Below are 22,208 nucleotides of genomic sequence, written 5' to 3'. Positions count from 1 at the left end.
GCTTAGTGTTTACTAAATGGGGCTCCAAATTTGCTTTTCAAGGGCAAGGGCTAAAACGAGGTTCGAATGGCGAAAAATAAGGCGCTTGATGAATACCAAGCGCCTATATATGTGGACTTTCGTGTGCTTTCAACATCAGCCGGTGTTAGGCGCTAGTCTTGGGCTAATTCTTTTTCTAACTGTTGGGCGATGGCTTCGGGCGATCCGCTGTTGCGGGCAAAGAGTCCATAAGCGGCTGGGATCACGAAAATAGTGAATAGGGTTGCCAGTAAAATCCCCGACAACACCACTACACCAATCACAAAACGAGTTTCAGCACCCGCGCCTACCGCCAACACCAATGGCACGGCGCCAGCGGCAGTGGTGATCCCTGTCATTAAGATAGGTCGTAACCGCTGCGCTGACGCTTGAATAATGGCCTTATCAAAATCAACGCCTTTATCCCGCAATTGATTAGCAAACTCGACAATCAAGATGCCATTTTTCGCGGCTAACCCGACCAGCATAATAATGCCTATCTGACTGTAAATATTGAGACTCTGCCCCGTGAGCCACAAACCAATTAAGGCACCGACGGTGGCGAGCGGCACAGTAAGCATGATCACCACAGGGTGGATATAACTCTCAAACTGCGCCGCGAGCACGAGGAATACAATCCCCAGTGCGAGGATGAATACGAAGTACATAGAGCTACCCGACTCTTGATAATCGAGGGATTGGCCCTTGTAGCTAATCACCGCTTCCGCTGGCAAATAGGTACGCGCCAATTGATTCATATAATCAAGGGCTTCACCTAGACTATAACCATCTTCCAAACTGGCTTCTATGGTGATCGCGCGCATACGATTGTAACGGTTCAGCGAACTGGCGTCGGCAAACTCCTCCACAGTCACTAAGTTAGACAGCGGAATAAGCTCCTGACTGCGCTCGGAACGAACATAGATATTTTGCAGATCCGCCGCCGTATTTTGATTATCGCGCTCGCCTTCAACGATCACATCGTATTCTTCACCGTCACGCATAAACGTCGTCACTAAGCGTGAGCCCAGCATGGATTCCAACGTACGGCCAATGTTTGAAATCGACACTCCAAGGCTCGCGGCTCTGTCTCTGTCGATGACGACTCGAAGTTGAGGCTTAGTCTCTTTATAATCGTGATCTAATCCCAATAATTTGGGATTCTGTGCCGCCTTTTGCATCATGATATCGCGCCAGCGGGCAAGCTCTTCGTAGCTAGGTCCACCAATCACAAATTGCACAGGTTTACCTACACCGCGACCAAAGGCTTGGCGCATCACAGGGAACGCTTGCACCCCTGCGAGATTAGCAAGACGTTTATTAATGTCGACGATAACTTCCTTTACTGGACGACGTTTGCCCCAGTCTTCCAGTACTATGATTGCCATACCGTTAGAGAAATCCGCCGCGCGGCCAAAACCACGGGGGGCACGAATGAGCAGACGTTTGATATCACCCGTTTCGACCAATGGCATCAAGCGGTTTTCCACTTCATTCATATAGGATTCTATGTATTCATAACTCGCGCCCTGTGGCCCGTTGACCATCAAGAATAACGAACCACGGTCTTCCTGTGGCGCAAATTCTTGCGGTACTTTTTGGACTAAATAGACACTAGAACCTAATGCGACTAACACCAGAATCGACACCAATATCGGGTGAGCCATGGCGGATTTTAAGGACAATTGATACCGGTTTGACACTTTTGTCATTATGCCGTCGACCTTACGTACCAACCAAGAATCCTGCGAGCTCGGCTTAAGCAACTTAGAGCACATCATGGGCGTGAGTGTGAGCGCCACTAGGCTAGAGAACAGCACGGCCGCACTCATGGTCACGGCAAACTCTTTAAAGAGTTTACCTAAGTCACCCTCAAGGAAAGTGATTGGCATAAATACCGCGACCAATACGAGTGTGGTCGCGATAACAGCAAAAGCCACTTCACGCGCACCGAGAAAAGCAGCTTTGAGTGGTGAATCTCCTTCTTCGATACGTCTATGGATGTTTTCCAGCATCACAATCGCATCATCCACCACCATACCAATGGCGAGGATCATTGCCAATAAGGTCAAGAGGTTAATGGTATAACCTAGTGCATACAGCACAATAAAGGTGCCGAGCAGAGACACTGGCACAGTGATCGCGGGGATCAACATAGCACGCACACTGCCAAGGAACAGATAAATCACGATAATCACTAAAATCATCGCTGTGAACAGGGTTTGATACACTTCTTTAATCGAGGCTTCGATAAACACTGAGCTATCGTAGCTGCGTTTAATCGACATCCCCGCTGGCAAGGTCGGGTTGATTTTGTCAACCAGCGCGTTCACTGCGCGCGCCACTTCCAACGTATTGGCGGTTGATTGTTTAGACACGCCTAAACCTATCATTGCCTCTTTGTTGCCACGGAACATAATCCGCTCTTCATCAGAGCCAATTTCCACCCGTGCGACATCGCTCAGTTTGACTAAATAACCGTCTTCCCCTTGGGTGATCACTAAGTTTGCGAAATCTTCGGCAGTGCGATAACCCCGCTCCAGTCGCACAGTAAAGTGCCGCTCCTTCGACTCTATCGAACCTGCAGGTAACTCGACGTTCTCAGCTCTGAGCGCGGCCTCAACATCGGCAACCGTTAAACTACGAGAGGCCAAGGCTTGTCTGTCAAGCCAAACGCGCATGGCGTAAACCTTACCACCACCAATACGCATCCGCGCCACACCATCGACCACCGAAAAGCGGTCCGACAAATAACGGTTGGTGTAATCGGTCAATTCTAGGGTCGTCATTTGATCCGACACGAGATTGAGCCACATGATCACTTCATCACTGCCATTGGCCTTTTGTACTTCTGGGGGATCAGCTTCATCGGGTAAATTGTCGAGTAAACCTGAGATCCTGTCGCGCACATCGTTAGCTGCATCTTCAATATTACGACTAATATCAAACTCTAAGGTAACCGATGAGCGGCCATCACTGCTCGATGAACTCACGTGACGAATGCCTTCGACGCCACTGATCCTGTCTTCAATCAATTGGGTAATGCGGCTTTCCACCACGGCAGCACTGGCACCGCGGTAATTCGTGTCGATAGATACCACTGGCGGATCTATATTCGGGTATTCGCGCAGGGGCAATTTATCAAAGGAGACAAGCCCGAAAGCGACCAGCAACAAGCTGATCACTGAGGCAAATACGGGACGTTTGACCGAGAGATCAGTAAGGATCATACACTTGGCTCCGCGTTCGTATCGGCAAGATAACTAAACTTTTCCGCGAACTCAGTTTGCACTTTATCCCCAGGATGAACTTTCAGTAAGCCGCGGATCACCACGTTTTCGCCTAAGGCTAAACCGTCTAAGATCTCCACCCAGCCACGAGTGCGAATACCAATAGTGACTTGTTTACGTTCAATCACCTTGTCAGCATTGACGCTGTAAACATAATGGCTGTTTTGGATCGGGATAATGGCAGATTCAGGCAACATCAAGGCCTCGCGGCTACGCTTGATGAGTTTGACCTTCATCAACATGCCCGGTAATAAACGCAGCTCAGGATTGGGGATTTCGGCGCGAACGATCACTGTGCGCGTGGTTGGATTCACGCGGCTATCAATCGATGTCACCACACCTTTGAAAGTCACATCAGGGAAAGCGACCGCTTTGGCTTCCACCTTTTTACCTGGCTCTAAATCTTGAATAAAGCGCTCTGGCACTGAAAAATCGAGCTTAATGGTAGAAATATCATCCAATGTCGTAATCACAGTGCCGGGCGACACTAAGCTGCCCACACTGATTTGACGTAAGCCTAAACGGCCATTAAAAGGCGCCAGAATACTGCGATCATTGAGTGATGATTGCGCCTGTTCGAGCTCGGCACGGGTGGTATCAATAAGGGTTTGTAATCTGTCGCGTTCTAACTCGGCCACAGTGCGGCTAGTCACCAACGAACTGATCCGAGCTAATTCACGTTGATTATCACTGACTTTGACTTGCGCGGCTTTAACCTTAGCGATCTGCTCAGCATTTTGCAGTTGGACTAATAACTCGCCCTTTTTAACGATATCGCCGTCGTCAAATTTAAGCGCTATCACCATGTCGGTGACTTTAGGCGTTATCGTTACAGATTCTGCGGCTTTATTGCTACCAATAGCTTCAACTTCATCGCGAATGGGCGCAATAGCGGCAGTGGCAATCACTACATTAGGTATGAGTTTAATCTGGGCTGCAGTAATCTCTTGCGGTTGCATGGCTTGGTATCCAAACCATGCCGCGGCCAATATGGCGATTATTAGAATAATTTTTTTCATCGGGCTTCCAAGGAATGACTCGCATTAATGACGGCTAGTTTACTCACTCACATCATCGCATCAATATGTTTTACTTTTTCTTACAAATTACGCTGATAGCGCAAAATATGTATGATTAAGTGTCCTTGGCGATATCAATGGCAGAGTTGCCAGAATGCAGTACGATAACAAGGTTGTTAAGTGATTAATTTTACTTATTGCCACTAAATCAACATTTATCACTAAAACCATTTGAAAAAGATTGGTATATAGATAATTAAATCCTGAAACACAGATCGCCTAGATAATCGACAACTCCCTGCTTAAAACTCAAATCGCAGCCAATAAAAAAGGGCGATAATTCGCCCTTTTCTAGTCAACTGCTGAAATTAACGTATTCGACGTTCTTCTTTCATCAGGTTTGACAGTGACTGGTACACATTGCTAACCACTTCATCGCTTAATGGCTGATCTTCGTTATCGCGAAGGAAGATTTTCGTTTCTTCTGGAGTATCACCATCTTCAAGCAGTAAACGGTAGCTACCTTCTTTCAGTGCTAACTTATCTTCGCCCCACAATGAACTCCAGAAACCAGAGTTATCGTCAAACTTGATAAAGTACAATCCTTTAGCACTATCCATATCGGCAATTTCAAAGCCCATTTCTGGTAGCACTATGCGTAGACGATCCCACACTTGCTTATAAGAGGCTTTAGCAGACCAGTAAGCTTTACCTTCTTCAGGCGTCACGAGATCAACATTAATACCTAAGGTTTGCTTCAAACGATTCGATTGGATCGCTTGATCGCGCTTAACGCTGATATACGCAATGGCGCTGTTCAGCATATCAATAGTGTATCTTTGCTTATCTTCACCGCTTAATAAAACTTGTTGCGCTTTATCGTCGTAGAACTCTTCGTGTTCAACTAAGTGAATAACGATATTGGCAGTACGACCATGTGGACGCGTTTCCACGTCAAAACGATAGCGTTGGCGCAACAGATAAACTTTATCCGCACCCCACATGCTCGATTCAATCACTTCACGACTTTCAATCCAATCGGTTTCTACGTTGCCTTTATCAAAATCTCGGCTACGAACAGCAATACCTTTTTGAGCAAAGAAACCATCTAAGTTTGTGAAGATTTCTTGTTTCAAATCCACAGCATTGTCTATGGATTCAACCACGATTTTAATGTTGTCACTGCCCTCTTCCACATGAGTACCTTCCGCCATTGGCAGTACTTGCAGTGGCGGACGGATATCTAAGTTTTTGCCATACAGCGAAGCATTCACTTTAGAACCCAGTGCTGGTACATCGAATTCTTTATTGTAGGGTGGCGTTTTTAATCCCGCGGGGATCTTAAGCAAAGGCGCTTGCTCGGCCTGAACATAGTCGTCGTTACCGTTCGCTTGGCGGCGATCAAGTGGCGAACTACAGGCTGCAACAGCAGCAACTAAGATCAGTGGAGTGACTTTCTTTAACATTAATTATTTAACCTCTATCTGGGCACGAGTCATTGCTTCTATCAACAGACCATGACATTGCTCAGAAAGTTCAGTCAAAGGTAAACGAATATGGCCACATTCAATCAAACCCATACGATGGGCAGCCCATTTTACTGGGATAGGGTTGGCTTCACAAAACAGTGTGCTATACAAACCGCGCAGCGGGGTATCTATGCTCTGAGCCAGCTCGGCATGGCCCGCGAGCGCCGCATCACACATAGCTTTAAAAGCCTTTGGTACTATGTTGTTAGCAACAGAAATTACGCCATTTCCACCTAAGAGTAAAAACTCTCTGGCAGTGGCATCATCACCGCTATACAAGAGGAAATCATCGCCGCACAGTTCGCGCAGACGTTTTACACGTGATAAGTCACCGGTCGCCTCTTTTACACCAATAATGTTGCTTACGCTAACAAGCTCGGCAACAGTTTCTGGCAGCATATCAACGGCAGTACGGCCAGGGACATTATAAAGAATTTGTGGAATATCTGTGCTAGCGGCCACGGCTTTATAATGCGCAATCAATCCCTTAGGCGTTGGCTTATTATAATATGGCGTTACGCCAAGCATAGCGGCAACACCCACCTTAGATAAGGACTTGGTGAGCTCAACGGCTTCAGATGTGGCATTGGCGCCATTGCCACCAATGACAGGAACACGTCCCGCAGCAAATTTAACGGTTTGTGAAACGACCGCTACATGCTCAGGCATAGGCAGAGTCGCTGACTCGCCAGTAGTACCAACGGCAACAATGGCATCTGTGCCTTGGTCAATATGGAATTCGACTAACCTTTCAAGACTTGCAAAATCTACTGAGCCATCACTGTTCATTGGCGTGATTAAGGCTACGATGCTTCCGTTTATCATCTGACTTTCCCCAAGATTTCAGGATTCGCTATGGTACTGATGCCAACCACTAATGACAAGCATTAACGGGGCTCTCAAATTGAATTAGTTATGGTAGCATTACATCCCGCACAAAAACTCAGCTTTAACCCTGAGTTTTCGCTCTATGATATCGAAAAAGTGAGGAAAATTCATGACCAATTTCCTGGTCGTAACAGCGATGGGTCTCGACCGTCCTGGACTTGTAAGTAAACTAGCTCGACTTGCCAGTGACTGTGACTGCGATATCGTCGACAGCCGTATGGCATTATTTGGTAACGAATTTACCCTAATTATGATGTTGTCTGGCTCGTGGGCATCAATAACGAAAATTGAAAGTATGTTCCCCAGTCTGAGCGTTGAGTTAGAACTGTTGACGGTGATGAAACGCACCTCTAAACACACACCACAAAACTACCTTTCTCGCCTCGAAGTACGCTTCACGGGTAAGGACCAACGCGGCACCATTAAACGCATTACCCAGTTCCTTGCTGACAGGTCATTAGATCTTGCCGCAGTACGTTCATTTTCTGAGGAACTCCCCGGTGGTGAACAAACGCAAAATGTGTCGCTAACCATTAATATTCCTGAAAAAGTTGAACTAGAAAAGCTCGAACAGAGTATCTATCAGCTCGCCCAAGATATGACCTTAGATTGTACTATTCGTCGTATGGAAGGCACTGCCATCTTAGAGGACAGAGGATAATAGATGAATACCTTAACGGCTGGGGCAAAAGCGCCTCACTTTACACTGCAAGATCAACATGGCAACTCAGTATCGCTGGCTGACAGCCTTAAGCAAGGCCCTGTTTTAGTGTATTTTTACCCGAAAGCATCAACGCCGGGTTGCACAGTTCAAGCCTGCGGCCTACGTGACAGTAAAGCCGAGCTCGATAGTCATAATGTCACTGTATTTGGCATTAGCCCAGATCCTGTGGCTAAACTGGCTAAATTTGCAGAGAAACAAGCACTCAACTTCACTTTGCTGAGCGATGAAGACCACAGTGTCGCCGACGCTTTTGGGGTCTGGGGTGAAAAGAAATTCATGGGAAAAACCTATGATGGCATCCACAGATTAAGCTTCCTTATCAATACCGACGGCACCATCGCCTACGTATTCGATAAGTTTAAAACCAAAGATCACCATGAAGTCGTACTCGCGCAAATCGCGGGTTAATGACTAATATGACGACGAATACAAGGCTTCAAGCTGCTGCTTTAATCGGCACAAAAGTGTAAACGTTGTCAGTTGATCTTGGTAGACTGAATAAATAATCGGCAATCGATAACGAAAAGGTCCTGAAATCAGGACCTTTTTCATGAAAAATTTTCACTTTCATATCACAAGATGCGGTCTAACCAAGCAAAAAAACCGCAAAAGCATTCAGCTATGCCCGTATTCTATGGCATCACAACGTCGGTTTATCCTGCCACATAGGGCCAAATAATCGCAGCGGCAATGCTCCACATGGTTAACCAAATAAAACGGTCAAGGTAACGCCATGCCGCTGGGCGAGTAAAAATGGGCGCTAACAAACGCGCACCAAAACTTAAGCCAAAAAACCAAATAAATGATGCCAGTACGGCACCCGCGCCAAACCAAGGCCGATCGAAATCATCAAATTGAGTGCTAATGCTGCCGAGCAACACCACAGTATCAAGATACAAATGCGGATTAAGTAAACTGATCCCAAGCGTCGTCAGTACGGCTTTCTTAAATGTGTCCGCATTATCGGCTTGATCCATCTCAATGCCCTTAGCCACAAACGACGCCTTTAGCGCATTCGCACCATACCAAAGTAGAAACGCAGCACCACCGAAACTCGCCACATGCTTAATAGTGGGAAACGACTCAATAATATGTCCTAGCCCCGCGACACCCGCAGTGATCATCAGCGCATCAATGATAGAGCAGAGCAAGGCAATCGGTAACGGGTATGAGCGCTTGATGCCTTGCTTGAGCACAAAGGCATTTTGCGCGCCCACAGCAATAATCAAACTCCCACCAATCCCCATACCTTGTATAAATGCCGCTTGCATAACCACCTCTCATGTTCGAAGAAGGCGCTAGCATAGTCAAAACAACAAAATTAATATAACTAATGTTTTTTATGTATCATAAGTAAAATTAATAACCATCAAACACAGATCGATTAAGGATGACTATGCTGGAATACGCCAATCTCAAAGCGCTCGCCGTTGTGGTCTCGGAAGGCGGCTTCGACCGCGCCGCCAAAGTGCTGCACATCACCCAGTCGGCGGTATCACAGCGCATTCGACAACTTGAAGAAAAAGTTGGTCAGTCACTGCTTATTCGCTCCAATCCTGTGGTCGCAACGCCCACAGGTAAGCGCCTGCTGCGTCACTATTCACAGGTACAATTACTCGAAAGTGAATTAAGAGCTGAGATGGACGCCGACGATCCCAACCATCCAACCACAGTGCGCATCGCTGTGAATGCCGACAGTTTAGCCACTTGGTTTTTACCTGCACTGGCAGGCATGTTCAGTCGCCATGCTTGGTTATTAGAATTGATCGTCGATGACGAGTCTTACACCCATCATCTATTGAAAAATGGTGAAGCGGTCGGATGTGTCACCACAACCGAAGTACCAATGGCGGGTTGCAGCAGTGAATTTTTAGGCACCATGGAATATTTGTGTGTAGCCACGCCCGAATTTGCCGCACGCTATTTTAGCGATCTGAGCGATACTCAGTCATTTAGCGGAACCTTACCATTTAGTAACACCTCGTCATTCAACGCCATCAACCAAGCTCAGTTAGCAAAGGCGCCAGCAGTAGTATTCTCCACCAAAGATAAGTTGCATGAGAAGTTTCTCGCCCAGTATTTCAATATGACCCCAGGGCAATGGTGGCAACATACTATCCCCTCTTCCGAGAGCTTTTTAGAAGCGATTAACTTGAGTTTAGGTTATGGACTCGTTGGGCATTTACAAGCTAAACCATTAATCGATAAAGGGATACTGATTGAGATCACCCCAGAACGGCGCATGCGGGTGCCGCTGTTTTGGCAGCATTGGAATATCAAAGCAAAACAAACGACACTGGTTTACCGTGCCCTTGCAGCAACAGCGCAGCATAATTTGCTGCAGGCATAAAAAATCGGGCTCAAACCAAAGTTTGAGCCCGATGTTAAAAGCCTTCAATCTAATATCAAGTGAGTCTTAAGCACTCAGATTTGACATTTAAGAGTTAACTCACTCTTTATTAGCTCGCTCTTAACGCAGCAATACGTTTCTCTAATGGAGGATGACTCATCATCATTTCCGCCATTGAACGCTTGCCGTTAATACCGAAGGCTGACATTTGTGCAGGCATTGCCGTACTTTCAGGGCCTTGGCGTAAACGCTCAAGCGCAGCAATCATCTTGCCTTTACCCGCTAAACGGGCCGCGCCTTCATCGGCTTTGTACTCACGAATACGTGAGAAGTAAGCGACGATGATTGAAGCCAAGATACCGAATAACATATCCAATACGAAAACAACGGCCATGTAAGCAAACATGCCTAAACCTTCGCCTTCTTCATCATTGCTCGACACGAAGTTGTTGATAATGCCAGCAACTACGCGGGCCGCGAAGATCACAAAGGTATTTACCACACCTTGGATCAGTGTCAAGGTCACCATATCACCGTTAGCAACGTGGCTAACTTCGTGGGCTAATACGCCTTCAATTTCATCTTGGCTCATGCCATATAACAGACCCGTACTCACAGCCACTAATGAATTGTCTTTACTTGGACCAGTAGCGAACGCATTCATGTCAGGCGATTGATAAATCGCCACTTCTGGCATTTTAATCCCCGCTTGCTTAGCTTGACGGGCAACCGTCTCTACTAACCAACGTTCGGTACTGTCACGTGGGGTGGTGATGACTTCACAACCCATGGTCTTTTTCGCCATCCATTTTGAAATGGCTAAGCTGATAAAGGCCCCACCGAATCCAAAAATGGCAGCGAACACCAGCAGTCCACCCATAGTAGACGTGTTCACGCCTAGAATAGACATTACAATTGAGGCTACTAGCAACACAGCTAGGTTAGTCGCAATCAATAGAAATATACGCTTCATTTCAGCTCCTTTAGGGCAAGAATAGGCCATTTAACTTTGTTCAAAGACATAATATGTCCAAATCATCGAAATTCAAGTGGTAAAAGAAAAGAGTTTTTAAAATAGGTTATCTTTCTCGTATATAGACACTGCCTTTCATGGCCGAGAGTCTAGGGACAGTATATTAATCGAAACTTAAACTTATGCCCAAGCAACCTCAAGATACGAGTTTCATCGCGTTCTAAGAGCTTTAATTCAAGGCGCATCAATCACTGACTTTTGCATTGATGCAATACAGAAGTAGAATGCCCCGAACGCTCTATCTTGGTGGGGATAACTATCTTGAAAAACACCGCCGCTAGCCGTGCTAGAGCGCAATTCTGCTTTAACTCTGTATGTTTATCGGAATTAATCTTTGTTAACATACCAATACACTCCGAGATTTCAGGATACAAAATGACAATCAACGCCCTACTACTGAGCAGCTCTCGTGTCGGTGATACGCCTTATCTTGCCCACGCGATCCCTTTTATTAAACCGCTCACCGCCAACGCACAAAAATGGATTTTTATCCCCTATGCAGGGGTTAGCATGAGTTATGACACTTATTTAGCGTCTGTCGTGACTGGGTTAGCTGAGCTTGAACTCGATATCAGTGGTATTCATCAGCATCCAGACCCTAAACAAGCAATAAAAGATGCCGATGGAATTTTAATCGGTGGGGGTAACACCTTTCACCTGTTACACCAACTATATCATTATGATCTGGTCGCGCTTATTCGTGAGCAAGTCGCCCTTGGTAAACCTTATATCGGCTGGAGTGCGGGTTCAAACGTATCGGGACTGAGTATTCGCACCACTAATGATATGCCGATCATCGAACCGCCTTCGTTCAACGCATTAAACTTAGTGCCGTTCCAGCTCAATCCACACTATTCCAATTACCAAGCACCGGGCCACAATGGTGAAACCCGTGCCCAGCGATTATTAGAATTCACTAAAGTCGACCCATTAACCCCAGTGATCGGCATAGTTGAAGGCTCAGCTTTGTGGCGACAAGGAGACACACTATCACTCTTAGGTGACAAACCTGCGTATTTATTCTGTGGTGAGCAGCAAGAGATCCTAATTCCTGTAGGCAGTGACCTATCGCACTTACTCAAGTCCTAATATCCACGTTAGCATATCTAAATGGGCTCACAGTTAACACCGTGAGCCTGAATCACTCATTAGCAATAATTAAGATTAACTATTTGATATTGTAAGTTTTTAATTAACACTCTCGATTCAACTGCGCCAATTTTGTGTAAAAATGCCACTGAATTCAATGAGAACAGTGTTAGCTCAGCCAAGACAGTTTTTACTGTAGTACCAATTGCGATTATTTATCGTAAAATCACACCGCAAAGTATTGAGAACTACACCTAAAATAGCGCCAAGCATAATTTATGTTACAAATCTCTAGCTACGCAGGTAAAATTATCCCTCACCTCAGCTACTCGAATCCCACGACTGAGGATTTTATAGCAGACAAGTTATTAATATTTAGGGATTAGATAGACTGAAGCATATATTGTGCCTATGAATCAGCGTCATTTTAGTAAGGAGTTTCCATTTTGCGAATGAATCTTATGATAAATTACCCTACCGGTTATCCGGCATTACTCAAAAAACTACCTTTTGTCATCTTGACCGCCATCGTCTATGTCGTCGGCATAAACAACGTCAATGCCGCAGCGGCAGAGACAACACCAACGCCTGCACCAGAGAAGAAATCTAAAAAATTCTCCCAAGACACAGTTATTGAACTCGCTCAACAACTGTCGCAAAAGCCATTTAAAGAAGCGAAAAAAGCACCTAAAGAGCTGGTTGATCTCGATTTCGCGACCTATGGCAAAATCAATTACCAAGAAAATGCCGCGATTTGGGGCGGAACACCGACCAAATTTTCGGTACAACTTTTTGCTCCAGGCTTTCTCTATAAAAACCTTGTCGATATCGACGTGGTCGAAAACAGCAAAGCTATTCCAATTGAGCTAACAGAAGCTTCATTCGATGTCCCTAACGACACCATTGAAAAACTCATCACCCAAGTGGGCCAATACGCGGGTGTGCGTTTACATTACCCTATCAATGATGATGAAATAAAAGATGAATTCATCATGTTTCAAGGTGCGAGCTATTTTCGCGTGCTCTCTAAAGGGCAAACCTATGGCTTGTCTAATCGTGGTTTAGCGATTGATGTCGCTCAGCCAAAAGGTGAAGAATATCCCCTGTTTAAGCGTTTCTGGGTCGAGCGCCCATCTAAATATCAGACGGCAATTGTGGTTCATGCTCTGCTAGATAGCCAAAGTGTCACTGGCGCCTATCGTTTTGGTATTTATCCCGGTGCACCATCACGTGTCGAAGTGGATGTAACCTTATTCCCACGCAAAGATATCCAGCATGTGGGTCTTGCACCGCTGACCTCTATGTTCCTCTTCGGCGGACTCGATAACTCAGATAAACCCGATTACCGCCCACAAGTACATAACTCCGACGGCCTACAAATTGATCGCGGTAATGGCGAACGCCTATGGCGCCCATTAAATAATCCTAACAAACTGCAGATCAGTGCTTTTGGCGATGAAGATATAAAGGGATTTGGTCTTATACAACGCCATCGTAAATTTGAAGACTATCAAGATCTGAGTGCAAACTATCAACTTCGACCTTCTGCATGGATTGAACCCCTCAATGATTGGGGCAAAGGCCAACTGGTGTTGCTTGAAATTCCCTCTAATGCTGAAACCAACGACAACATAGTTGCCTATTGGGAGCCGCAAGGCGGACTGAAAAAGGATCAGCCCTATAAATACTCCTATCGCATAACAGCCTCAAACGACAGCCCTTCTACGGCGTCAAAAGCACGTGTTGTCCGCAGTACTAAGGGGCAAGTGTTAGCAAAAGGCAAAGAATTACTTATCGATTTCAGTAACATCAAGCCGCAAGATATTGATAAAATTATCATCGATGCCAGCATCAGCAAAGGTAAAATCCTGTCGTCTCGGATTGTCGCCCACCCAGACATCAATGGCGCTCGAGTATTTATCAGCTTCGAACCAGAAAGTACCAATGTAGCCGAACTGAGAATACAGCTTAAGAAAGACGATAAACCACTTGCAGCGACTTGGCTGTACCGCTGGAATAGCGATGATTGGCAATAAGCTGATATTCACGAGTATCACTGTCTAACAAGCATAAACTGACCGAGTAAATGAATAAAAGCGCCAGTTTTTACTGGCGCTTTTTTATACCTAGGATTTTATTTATAGGCTTACTATTTATAGGTTTTATCTCTAGCATAAATAGAACAAGCCAAGGCTAAAAACTCACGACCTGCTTTTCAGCAAACATAATCCCATACCTTATCGCCCGACTTCTCTGCCAACATAACTACAGGCTTAATTCAAATGACACTATCAGCTTAAAACGTAGCACTATTGTGTGATTTTAGGGTTATTAGCCTCTCCTGATGTGCGTCGCCGCAAGGACCTCTGCGAACTAAAGTAAGCAGTACGTTAAGTGTGTCAGTCAAGTTTGACCTTAAACCCCTCACGAAGAATGCCGACTAAAAGTAGAAATCTAAATGCAAAAAAGCCTCGATATAAATATCGAGGCTTTTTCTTTTTTGGTACCCGAGGCCAGACTTGAACTGGCACGCTGTTACCAGCGAGGGATTTTAAATCCCTTGTGTCTACCGATTCCACCACTCGGGCAAACGCTGAATATTAATGACGGGAATCATGTCAAAAATATTATTAACTCTAAATAATTAACGCTTTACACTAATAAATCTATTTAATAAAGCCTATTGAAGATTCTGACTTTATTTTTACCATCACTATCAAAATAATGGTACCCGAGGCCAGACTTGAACTGGCACGCTGTTACCAGCGAGGGATTTTAAATCCCTTGTGTCTACCGATTCCACCACTCGGGCAAACTCTTGATATTAACGACGGGAATCGTGTCATTAATACTTTAATCTATGGAGGCGCGACCCGGAGTCGAACCGAGATCGACGGATTTGCAATCCGCAGCATAGCCATTCTGCCATCGCGCCATAGTTGCTAACTCATGTCGATAGAATTAGACTTTAAAAATATTGGAGCGACATATCGGGTTCGAACCGATGACCTATACCTTGGCAAGGTATCGCTCTACCAACTGAGCTAATGTCGCATCTTGTTTTACTATTCACTCAGATAAACAAAGCATTTCACTTTATTACCTAGCTAATATCAAACATCAATATTGGGTATCGTTAAGACTTTGTTTACACATTGCCTCTTGTCTACGGGGTGGCATTCTACCGATTTACCACCCAGTGTCAACCGCTGTTTTATCGATAACTTACTGCTTGCACACTAAATAATCTCTTTGATTTTTTATTGCACTATTCAGCGGTAAGATCTTTCCAAGCGGCTAAAATGTAACTCATCATTGACCAAAACGTTAATACAGCGGCGATATATAACAGTACAAATGCGGCATTCGTCATTAAAGGATTGTATTGCCAAATCAGCCCAATAATTGCCACCATTTGCGCAGCCGTCTTATATTTACCAATCCAAGACACGGCGACAGTACCACGTTTACCAATTTCAGCCATCCATTCCCTCAACGCTGAAATGACAATCTCGCGACCTATCATAAACAGGGCGGGCAATGTCAGCCAGATATTCGCGTATTGATCGACCAACAAAACTAAAGCTGTAATCACCATCAACTTATCAGCGACTGGGTCAAGAAAAGCGCCAAAACGAGTTAATTGTTTCAATTTACGGGCAGCATAACCATCTAATGCATCCGTTAACGCCGCAAGCCAAAAGGTAAATGCGGCAACAAAAGGGGTCCAGTCATAGGGTAAATAAAACAGCACCACAAAAATGGGCAGTAAAAAAAGCCTGAAAAGAGTTAATGCTATAGGTAAGTTAAACGGCATGATCAAACCAGTTAGTCAAAAGCAGCGCCAATCTTGCCTTAATTTTATCACCCTCGCAATGCATCATGAATGGTTTGTGCCATTTCTATGCTGATCCCTGGTACTTTGACTAATTCCGCCACACTTGCCCCTTTCACTTCCTGTAAGCCTCCTAAATGCTGTAACAAAGCTTTACGACGTTTAGGACCAATACCAGGGATAGATTCCAGTGTTGAAGTATTACGGGTTTTCTGGCGACGGTTACGGTGGCCAGTGATTGCAAATCGATGGGATTCATCACGAATATGTTGGATAAGGTGCAGTGCTGGCGAATCCCCTTCGAGGGAAAAGCTAGTTTCGGTATCCCCTAAGATCAAGGTTTCAAGCCCAGGTTTACGGCCCTCACCTTTCGCCACCCCAATAAGCTGCGGCGCTTTATCCAAATGAACAAACTTTTCATCTACTATCTTTTGGGCAATACGCAACTGCCCTAGTCCACCATCAATAAACAGAATGTCAGGGATTTTGCCGCCCGCTTCAAATTTATCGAAACGTCGGCTCACCGCTTGCTTCATCGCCGCATAATCATCACCCGGCGTAATACCGTCAATATTATAACGACGATACTCGCCTTTATGCGGTCCTTCTCGATTAAACACCACACAGGAGGCAACGGTGCTCTCCCCCATGGTATGACTGATATCGAAACATTCCATCCGCTGGATAGGCCCACTCAACTCTAAGATTTCTTCGAGTAACACAAAACGCTGTTCGACGGTGTTCTTATGGGACAGGCGCGTAACCACTGCATTCGTCGCATTAGTCACGGCTAAACGTAAGAAGCTCGCCCTGTCGGCGCGAACATTGGTCTTAATCGAAAACTTTTTATCTAGCGCCTCTGAAATCGCCGCTTCAAGTTCATGTAATTCTTCAAAATTATGGCTAATCACCACTTCTTTTGGAATAGTGCGTTGAATATCTGCATTTAAATAAAACTGTAGGATAAAGGAGCGTAGCACCTCATCCATATCAGTTTGGGCTGGCACTGAAGGATAATAACTACGACTGCCAAAAATTTTACCTTCGCGGATAAATAGCAGGTGGAAACAGGCGATGCCTGACGCATAATGCACCCCAATAACATCCATATCGCCTTTATTATTAGAGACTTCCTGTTGCTCGGCAACTTTACGCAGCGCCATGATCTGATCGCGAAATCGTGCAGCCTGTTCATAGGCTTGCTGCTCGGCCGCAAGTTCCATTTTATCAACCAAGGCGCTGATCACTTGCTGATCTTTCCCCTTTAAAAACAGGCTGGCTAATTTCACTTGCTCATCGTAATCAGCGTTACTGACTTTGCCCACGCAGGGCGCGCTACAGCGAGACAGTTGATATTGCAAACAAGGGCGTGAGCGCGATTTGTAGTAAAGATCGTCACATTGACGAATAGGAAACAGCTTCTGCATCAAATGCAGGCTTTCACGCACAGCACCGCCATTGGGATAAGGACCAAAATAGTGGCCTTTTTCCCGCTGCGGACCGCGATGATAGGCAAGCCTTGGGTGCTCATGCTGGCTTAATAAGATGTAAGGGTAAGATTTGTCATCACGCAACAACACATTGTATTTTGGCATGTATTGCTTGATGTAATCATTCTCAAGCAACAGAGCATCTGTTTCACTGTGGGTCAGCGTCACATCAATATGGTGAATATGTGAAACTAAGGCTTGGGTCTTAACATTACCGAGGTTTTTACGAAAATACGAGGTGAGCCGTTTTTTAAGATCTTTGGCTTTACCCACATAAATGACGTCATTCTTGACGTCATACATGCGATAAACCCCAGCGGAGGATGAAACAGTACGTAAGAAACTTTGGGCGTTAAATTCATTAGACATCATTCACACCCACAGTTTTGGAGACTTAACACAAACAACATAGGAACATATAACCCAAGAACTCGCTAGATTAAAGTCATCGACCAACGCAATCCACTTTCCATTAAAAATGGCCAGCATCCAACATCTTATAGCGAATAGCTAACCGCGTTAGTTCGACATCACCACTGATCCCCAGCTTAGCAAATAAACGATAACGGTAACTGTTAACGGTTTTAGGACTTAAGTTCAGTTGCTCAGAAATATCGTTAACCTTCTCGCCATTGGTGATCATCAACATGATCTGTAACTCGCGCTCGGACAAAGACTTAAACGGGTTTTCATCGGCGGGATTAAATTGACTCAGCGCCATCTGTTGGGCAATTTCTGGGGACAAATAACGTTGTCCGCGAGAGACCTGACGTATCGCTTGCAATACTTCCGGCGGCGTCGCTCCTTTTGTTAAATAGCCCGAAGCACCAGCCTGCATCACCTTACTTGGGAACGGATCTTCCGTGTGTACAGTTAATACAATAATTTTTGCATGGGGTTGATATCGTAAAATTTTTCGAGTGGCTTCCAATCCGCCCATCCCAGGCATATTCATATCCATTAAGATCACATCCGCTTCATTCTGGCGAGCCCACTGCACCGCAGTCTCACCATCAGGGGCTTCGCCCACGACTTTGATCCCACGTTCATCTTCCAAGATGCGGCGGATCCCAGTTCTCACAAGCTCATGATCGTCAACCAAATATATCGAAATCAACTTAACCCACCTTTTACAATTTACAGCTCGATCCGTGTGTTAAACAAAGCAACATGGCAAACGGATAACGAGTTCATAGGGCTAATTTAGCCCAACAACCCCATTTCGCAAAGCATAAATTCAACATTGTTAACTAGATGATATTTAAAGGAAGGATTCCAGAATAGCATACCAATAAAAAGCGTTTAAAAACGAAGCAATAACCCCAGAATGACCAGCCTAAAATCCCTGTTAAATCGATATAAAAGTATCCAGCAAATATAGGCAATTTTTCAGTTCAAGAAAAACAAAAAGGCCATCATTACTGTTAGCCTTTCACGTGAATATAGCAGAAGAGATACGCTTAGAATCAGGAACCTAAGGTTTTTAAATAGCTTAAATGCAAAAAGGCGTAAGAACTGCGCTTAGAATTGAGAACCCTAGTTCAAATTTCACACACAAAAAAGGCCATGAATAAACATGGCCTTTTTTGTAAAATATGGCGGAGGAGCAGGGATTTGAACCCTGGGTGGGCTATAAACCCACGCCGGTTTTCAAGACCGGTGCATTAAACCACTCTGCCACCCCTCCGAACGAGCGAGATAATAGCTATCTCTGTCGCCACTGTAAACTTAAATTTATGGTTAATAGTGTTGATTGACTATTTCATATTCACTTAAATCGAAAGCCGTGAATAACAAAGGGATTAGAATGAGAAAACTGAAATGAAAATTGCACAAACAAGAAAGGCCATCATTGCAGATGGCCTTTCCCGTGAATATGGCACAGAAGCTGCGCTTCAAATCAGGAACCCAAGGGTTCAAACGATATGAATGCAAAATGCCGCTAATTGCTTAGCGGCATTTTGACTAAATATGGCGGAGGAGCAGGGATTTGAACCCTGGGTGGGCTATAAACCCACGCCGGTTTTCAAGACCGGTGCATTAAACCACTCTGCCACCCCTCCGAACGAGCGAGATAATAGCTATCTACTACTCTGCTGTAAACCCTTAATTTAAAGAAGCAATCTACATGGTCAATCTACATCCAATCCGCTTAAAAATATCGCGTTATTCAACTTATCTTTGACACCCTTGTCAGTTGAAGCGCCATTTTAAGGTGGCACACTTCACACTATATTAAGACTAAGCTCGATTGATATTGATTAAACGGTCAGATAGTTTCTGCATCTCAAGGCTTAACACATCAAGCGCCGTTGCATCGAGAGAGTTATCTTCACTGATGCTATTTATTCGCACCGCCAACTCATTAATTTCTTGAGTGACTTGGCTTTGCTGCTGAGCAGCTAACGCGATTTGTTGGGCACGCTGTGAAATATCATCGAAACTTTGTACGGTACTCGATAGAGAATTGGCAGCGCCCTCAGCCTCCGCAACCGCATGGACAGTGCGGGACTCCCCAGCTTGCATTGCTTGCACAGCGAGCCGCGAAGCCGATTGCAAAGCGTTAATCATGGTACTAATTTCATTGGCCGAATCTTGAGTTCGCCCCGCAAGGGTTCGAACTTCATCAGCAACGACTGCAAAACCACGACCCTGATCGCCCGCTCTAGCCGCCTCAATTGCCGCATTGAGAGCGAGCAAATTAGTCTGCTCAGAAATCGCCTTAATCACATCTAATACAGCGCCCACCTTTTGACTGTCTTGGGCCAATTGGGATATCACCTTAGTTGCGTTGGCAATTTCTCCTGATAATGCCTCGATGGAAGTATTGCTGGCTGCAACACGAGTTTGCCCTTCTCGCACTACAATCAAAGACGATTGCGCAGTTGCAGCACAATCATTGGTATTATTCGCGACTTCCATAGCGCTTGAAGACATTTGCGTTATCGCAGCGGCTAATTGTGCACTCTCCAGCCGCTGTTGCTCTGCGCGCTGAGCTAACTTACGGCTAAGTCCGCTTAATTGCGTTGCCTCAAATTGAATTTTCTTCGCTTCTTGAGTGATCAGATCTAACATTGCCCTTAACGTCCCTGCATAGGTGTTTACGGCTCGGCGCAAAGCACCAATCTCATCATCCCGCTGAATTTGCAGTTCAACATTCGCCCCCAAACTACCGCTCCCAAGGGAAGCAATTTGATCTGTGGTTTCCTCAAGTTGCGCCAACAGTTTTTTACCCGATAACCAAGCCAGAGAAAGTAAAATGGCGAGTAATGGTAATAAAAACAATAAAATATCAAATGTTAGCTCACGGGCAAGCCCTGTGACTCGCGTTTTAGGCGTCACAAGGCCAATCACCCATCCGGTATCAGGCATCACAAAAAGACTCACCTCACTCGCCTGATTAAGTCTTCCATCCTTATTTAAGCTTACAGACACCACTTTGTTGATTGAGGTTTGCTTAAGTGCAGTTTCAACGGGGGCAAGCCAAGGTAACTGCCCGACGAGATCCGTAAAACGTAACAAAGTGTCGGACTTATTCGTTTCAGGAAAATGTAAGATATTACCTGCTTGGTCTAAAGCAAAAGCATAACCGTCAGTCACATTGCCATGTTCTGTTAAAAATTTAGCTAAATCATCAAGTTTTAAATCTATCGTTGCGACCCCTGCAAATATCCCCGAGAGACGATATGGCACACTACATGTCACCATAGCCACCTTTGTGACTGGATCTTGATAAGCCTCTGACCATAAACATTGAGATACTGAGCTAGTCCGCGCGCCCGTATACCAAGGATCATTATGATACCCAGGGCCAGATGGCGCATTATAGTCATCCGAATAAACCAGTAGATTATCGCTACCACGGGCCCAGAAAAAACTGTGGCGGACACTCCCAGCGACGAATTTATCTGGCTCAGGCCAGATCCCGCCCCCAGCAATAGTGAGATCGCCATTGTTATCAATCAAATTAGGTAAGGAGTTAAGATAAAGAGCTTGCTCATGGGGTAGCACTTCTGCGAGGTGTGCAAGGCTTAAAGTAATCCCCTCAATGCTTGCCAACTTAAGTGCGAGTTGCCTTACGATACTGCTCCCCGTTTGCTCAATTAACTCTTGACTCGCCGCCACCACTCGAGGCTGCCCTCGAAGTGACATCACACCAAAAACCGCGAGCCCGGTGAGTAGAAGCAGCACTACACTGCCCATTGTGAGCCGCTGCGAAATACGTGTAGGTAACAACATAGCTTTCTCTACTTAAAATAAGTCACCCAGATGGGAGAATTGTTCGGCCGTATGGTCCAAGACTGTCGAGAATCATACGTCGCACCATCCTAGTGCAAATTTTAAAGACCATAAAAACCATTAACTTGGCCACAAACTTAGTGTAGACCATAAACGAGAAGCGCGGATAAAAAAGCCCATTAATCAGTAGCAGTCACTGATATCAGAATGAAGAATCTAGGGTTAACACAATGAACAATCATGACAGATAGTCTTTCCCTAAAGCATGGCACTGACGCCACGTTTAGGGTCAAAACCTAAGAGCTGAAATAGCACAAACAAAAAAGCCATCATTACTGATGGCCTTTCTCTTGAATAAGCGCAGTAGCTGCGCTTCAAATCAGGAACCCAAGGGTTCAAACGATATGAATGCAAAAAGCCGCTAATTGCTTAGCGGCTTTTTGACTAAATATGGCGGAGAAGCTGAACTTAGAATGAGGAACCTTGGTTCAAATTGCACAAACAAAAAAGGCCATCATTACTGATGGCCTTTCTCGTGAATATGGCACAGGAGCTGCGCTTCAAATCAGGAACCCAAGGGTTCAAACTGTATAAATGCAAAAAGCCGCTAATTGCTTAGCGGCGTTTTGACTAAATATGGCGGAGGAGCTGAACTTAGAATGAGGAACCTTGGTTCAAATTGCACAAACAAAAAAGGCCATCAT

Annotated in this window: 15 protein-coding genes and 6 tRNA genes; 5 read left to right on the top strand and 16 right to left on the bottom strand. The window is 45.2% G+C overall.

The annotated features are described in order from the left end of the window. Positions 1–152 precede the first annotated feature (152 nt). The 4 genes from KO533_RS20330 to dapA all read right to left on the bottom strand — a co-directional run bounded on the left by KO533_RS20330 (position 153) and on the right by dapA (position 6,681). Positions 153–3,248, bottom strand: coding sequence for an efflux RND transporter permease subunit (locus KO533_RS20330; protein WP_131523289.1), 3,096 nt, complete (start codon positions 3,246–3,248; stop codon positions 153–155). Then, positions 3,245–4,327, bottom strand: coding sequence for an efflux RND transporter periplasmic adaptor subunit (locus KO533_RS20325; RefSeq protein ID WP_219255878.1), 1,083 nt, complete (start codon positions 4,325–4,327; stop codon positions 3,245–3,247). Before KO533_RS20325 ends, KO533_RS20330 begins: the two co-directional genes overlap by 4 nt. 368 nt (positions 4,328–4,695) lie before the next feature. Further along, a complete protein-coding gene (gene bamC / locus KO533_RS20320; protein ID WP_219255876.1) occupies positions 4,696–5,793 on the bottom strand; it encodes an outer membrane protein assembly factor BamC in 1,098 nt (365 codons plus the stop codon). A gap of 3 nt (positions 5,794–5,796) precedes the next feature. Continuing rightward, the gene (gene dapA / locus KO533_RS20315) at positions 5,797–6,681 is read right to left on the bottom strand and encodes a 4-hydroxy-tetrahydrodipicolinate synthase (protein WP_131523286.1); all 885 of its coding nucleotides are present in this window, start codon (positions 6,679–6,681) and stop codon (positions 5,797–5,799) included. A gap of 172 nt (positions 6,682–6,853) precedes the next feature. Between dapA and KO533_RS20310 the strand changes: the two genes are divergently transcribed. Next, positions 6,854–7,405, top strand: coding sequence for an ACT domain-containing protein (locus tag KO533_RS20310; protein WP_028759648.1), 552 nt, complete (start codon positions 6,854–6,856; stop codon positions 7,403–7,405). 3 nt (positions 7,406–7,408) lie between these two features. Continuing rightward, positions 7,409–7,876, top strand: a complete 468-nt coding sequence (gene bcp / locus KO533_RS20305) for a thioredoxin-dependent thiol peroxidase (protein ID WP_219255874.1) — start codon at positions 7,409–7,411, stop codon at positions 7,874–7,876. Between the two features lie 245 nt (positions 7,877–8,121). On the opposite strand, the gene KO533_RS20300 is transcribed toward bcp, so the two are convergent. Further along, a complete protein-coding gene (locus tag KO533_RS20300) occupies positions 8,122–8,739 on the bottom strand; it encodes a LysE/ArgO family amino acid transporter (RefSeq protein ID WP_028759646.1) in 618 nt (205 codons plus the stop codon). 125 nt (positions 8,740–8,864) lie between these two features. Here KO533_RS20300 and KO533_RS20295 point away from each other — a divergent pair, with 125 nt between their 5' ends. Beyond that, positions 8,865–9,818: a LysR family transcriptional regulator ArgP gene (locus KO533_RS20295; RefSeq protein WP_219255872.1), complete on the top strand. Its 954-nt coding sequence runs from the start codon at positions 8,865–8,867 to the stop codon at positions 9,816–9,818. 109 nt (positions 9,819–9,927) lie between these two features. Here KO533_RS20295 and htpX read toward each other — a convergent pair whose 3' ends face one another. Further along, positions 9,928–10,791, bottom strand: coding sequence for a protease HtpX (htpX, locus tag KO533_RS20290; RefSeq protein WP_006082065.1), 864 nt, complete (start codon positions 10,789–10,791; stop codon positions 9,928–9,930). Positions 10,792–11,226: 435 nt separating this feature from the next. On the opposite strand from htpX, the gene pepE reads away from it, so the two are divergent. Beyond that, the gene (gene pepE / locus KO533_RS20285; RefSeq protein WP_219235326.1) at positions 11,227–11,940 is read left to right on the top strand and encodes a dipeptidase PepE; all 714 of its coding nucleotides are present in this window, start codon (positions 11,227–11,229) and stop codon (positions 11,938–11,940) included. A gap of 452 nt (positions 11,941–12,392) precedes the next feature. Continuing rightward, positions 12,393–13,976: a glucan biosynthesis protein G gene (locus tag KO533_RS20280; protein WP_251073506.1), complete on the top strand. Its 1,584-nt coding sequence runs from the start codon at positions 12,393–12,395 to the stop codon at positions 13,974–13,976. A gap of 465 nt (positions 13,977–14,441) precedes the next feature. Here the strand turns inward: KO533_RS20280 and KO533_RS20275 are convergent. The 10 genes from KO533_RS20275 to KO533_RS20230 form a co-directional block, all read right to left on the bottom strand. Beyond that, positions 14,442–14,528, bottom strand: a tRNA-Leu gene (locus KO533_RS20275). A 137-nt stretch (positions 14,529–14,665) separates the two neighbouring features. After that, positions 14,666–14,752 (bottom strand) — tRNA-Leu (locus tag KO533_RS20270). A 49-nt stretch (positions 14,753–14,801) separates the two neighbouring features. Continuing rightward, positions 14,802–14,875, bottom strand: a tRNA-Cys gene (locus KO533_RS20265). Between the two features lie 43 nt (positions 14,876–14,918). Further along, positions 14,919–14,994 (bottom strand) — tRNA-Gly (locus KO533_RS20260). 214 nt (positions 14,995–15,208) lie between these two features. Next, positions 15,209–15,757 (bottom strand): CDP-diacylglycerol--glycerol-3-phosphate 3-phosphatidyltransferase, encoded by a 549-nt coding sequence (gene pgsA / locus KO533_RS20255; protein WP_028759642.1) that lies wholly within the window; start codon positions 15,755–15,757, stop codon positions 15,209–15,211. A 47-nt stretch (positions 15,758–15,804) separates the two neighbouring features. Then, on the bottom strand, positions 15,805–17,634 hold the full coding sequence (gene uvrC, locus KO533_RS20250; protein WP_219255868.1) for an excinuclease ABC subunit UvrC: 1,830 nt from the start codon (positions 17,632–17,634) through the stop codon (positions 15,805–15,807). Positions 17,635–17,737: 103 nt separating this feature from the next. Next, positions 17,738–18,382: a UvrY/SirA/GacA family response regulator transcription factor gene (uvrY, locus tag KO533_RS20245; RefSeq protein WP_006082070.1), complete on the bottom strand. Its 645-nt coding sequence runs from the start codon at positions 18,380–18,382 to the stop codon at positions 17,738–17,740. 479 nt (positions 18,383–18,861) lie between these two features. After that, positions 18,862–18,952: transfer RNA gene (locus KO533_RS20240), tRNA-Ser, on the bottom strand. A gap of 285 nt (positions 18,953–19,237) precedes the next feature. Continuing rightward, a tRNA-Ser gene (locus KO533_RS20235) sits at positions 19,238–19,328 on the bottom strand. A 178-nt stretch (positions 19,329–19,506) separates the two neighbouring features. Continuing rightward, positions 19,507–21,504 carry a methyl-accepting chemotaxis protein gene (locus tag KO533_RS20230; protein WP_219255866.1) on the bottom strand — a complete coding sequence of 666 codons (1,998 nt, stop codon included), beginning with the start codon at positions 21,502–21,504 and terminating at the stop codon, positions 19,507–19,509. Between the last annotated feature and the right edge of the window lie 704 nt (positions 21,505–22,208).

This window comes from Shewanella sp. NKUCC05_KAH (assembly GCF_019345585.1).
Lineage (GTDB): Bacteria > Pseudomonadota > Gammaproteobacteria > Enterobacterales > Shewanellaceae > Shewanella > Shewanella oncorhynchi.
The sequence above is the reverse complement of the archived record's forward strand: the minus strand, read 5'-3'. Positions and strand labels throughout refer to the sequence as shown.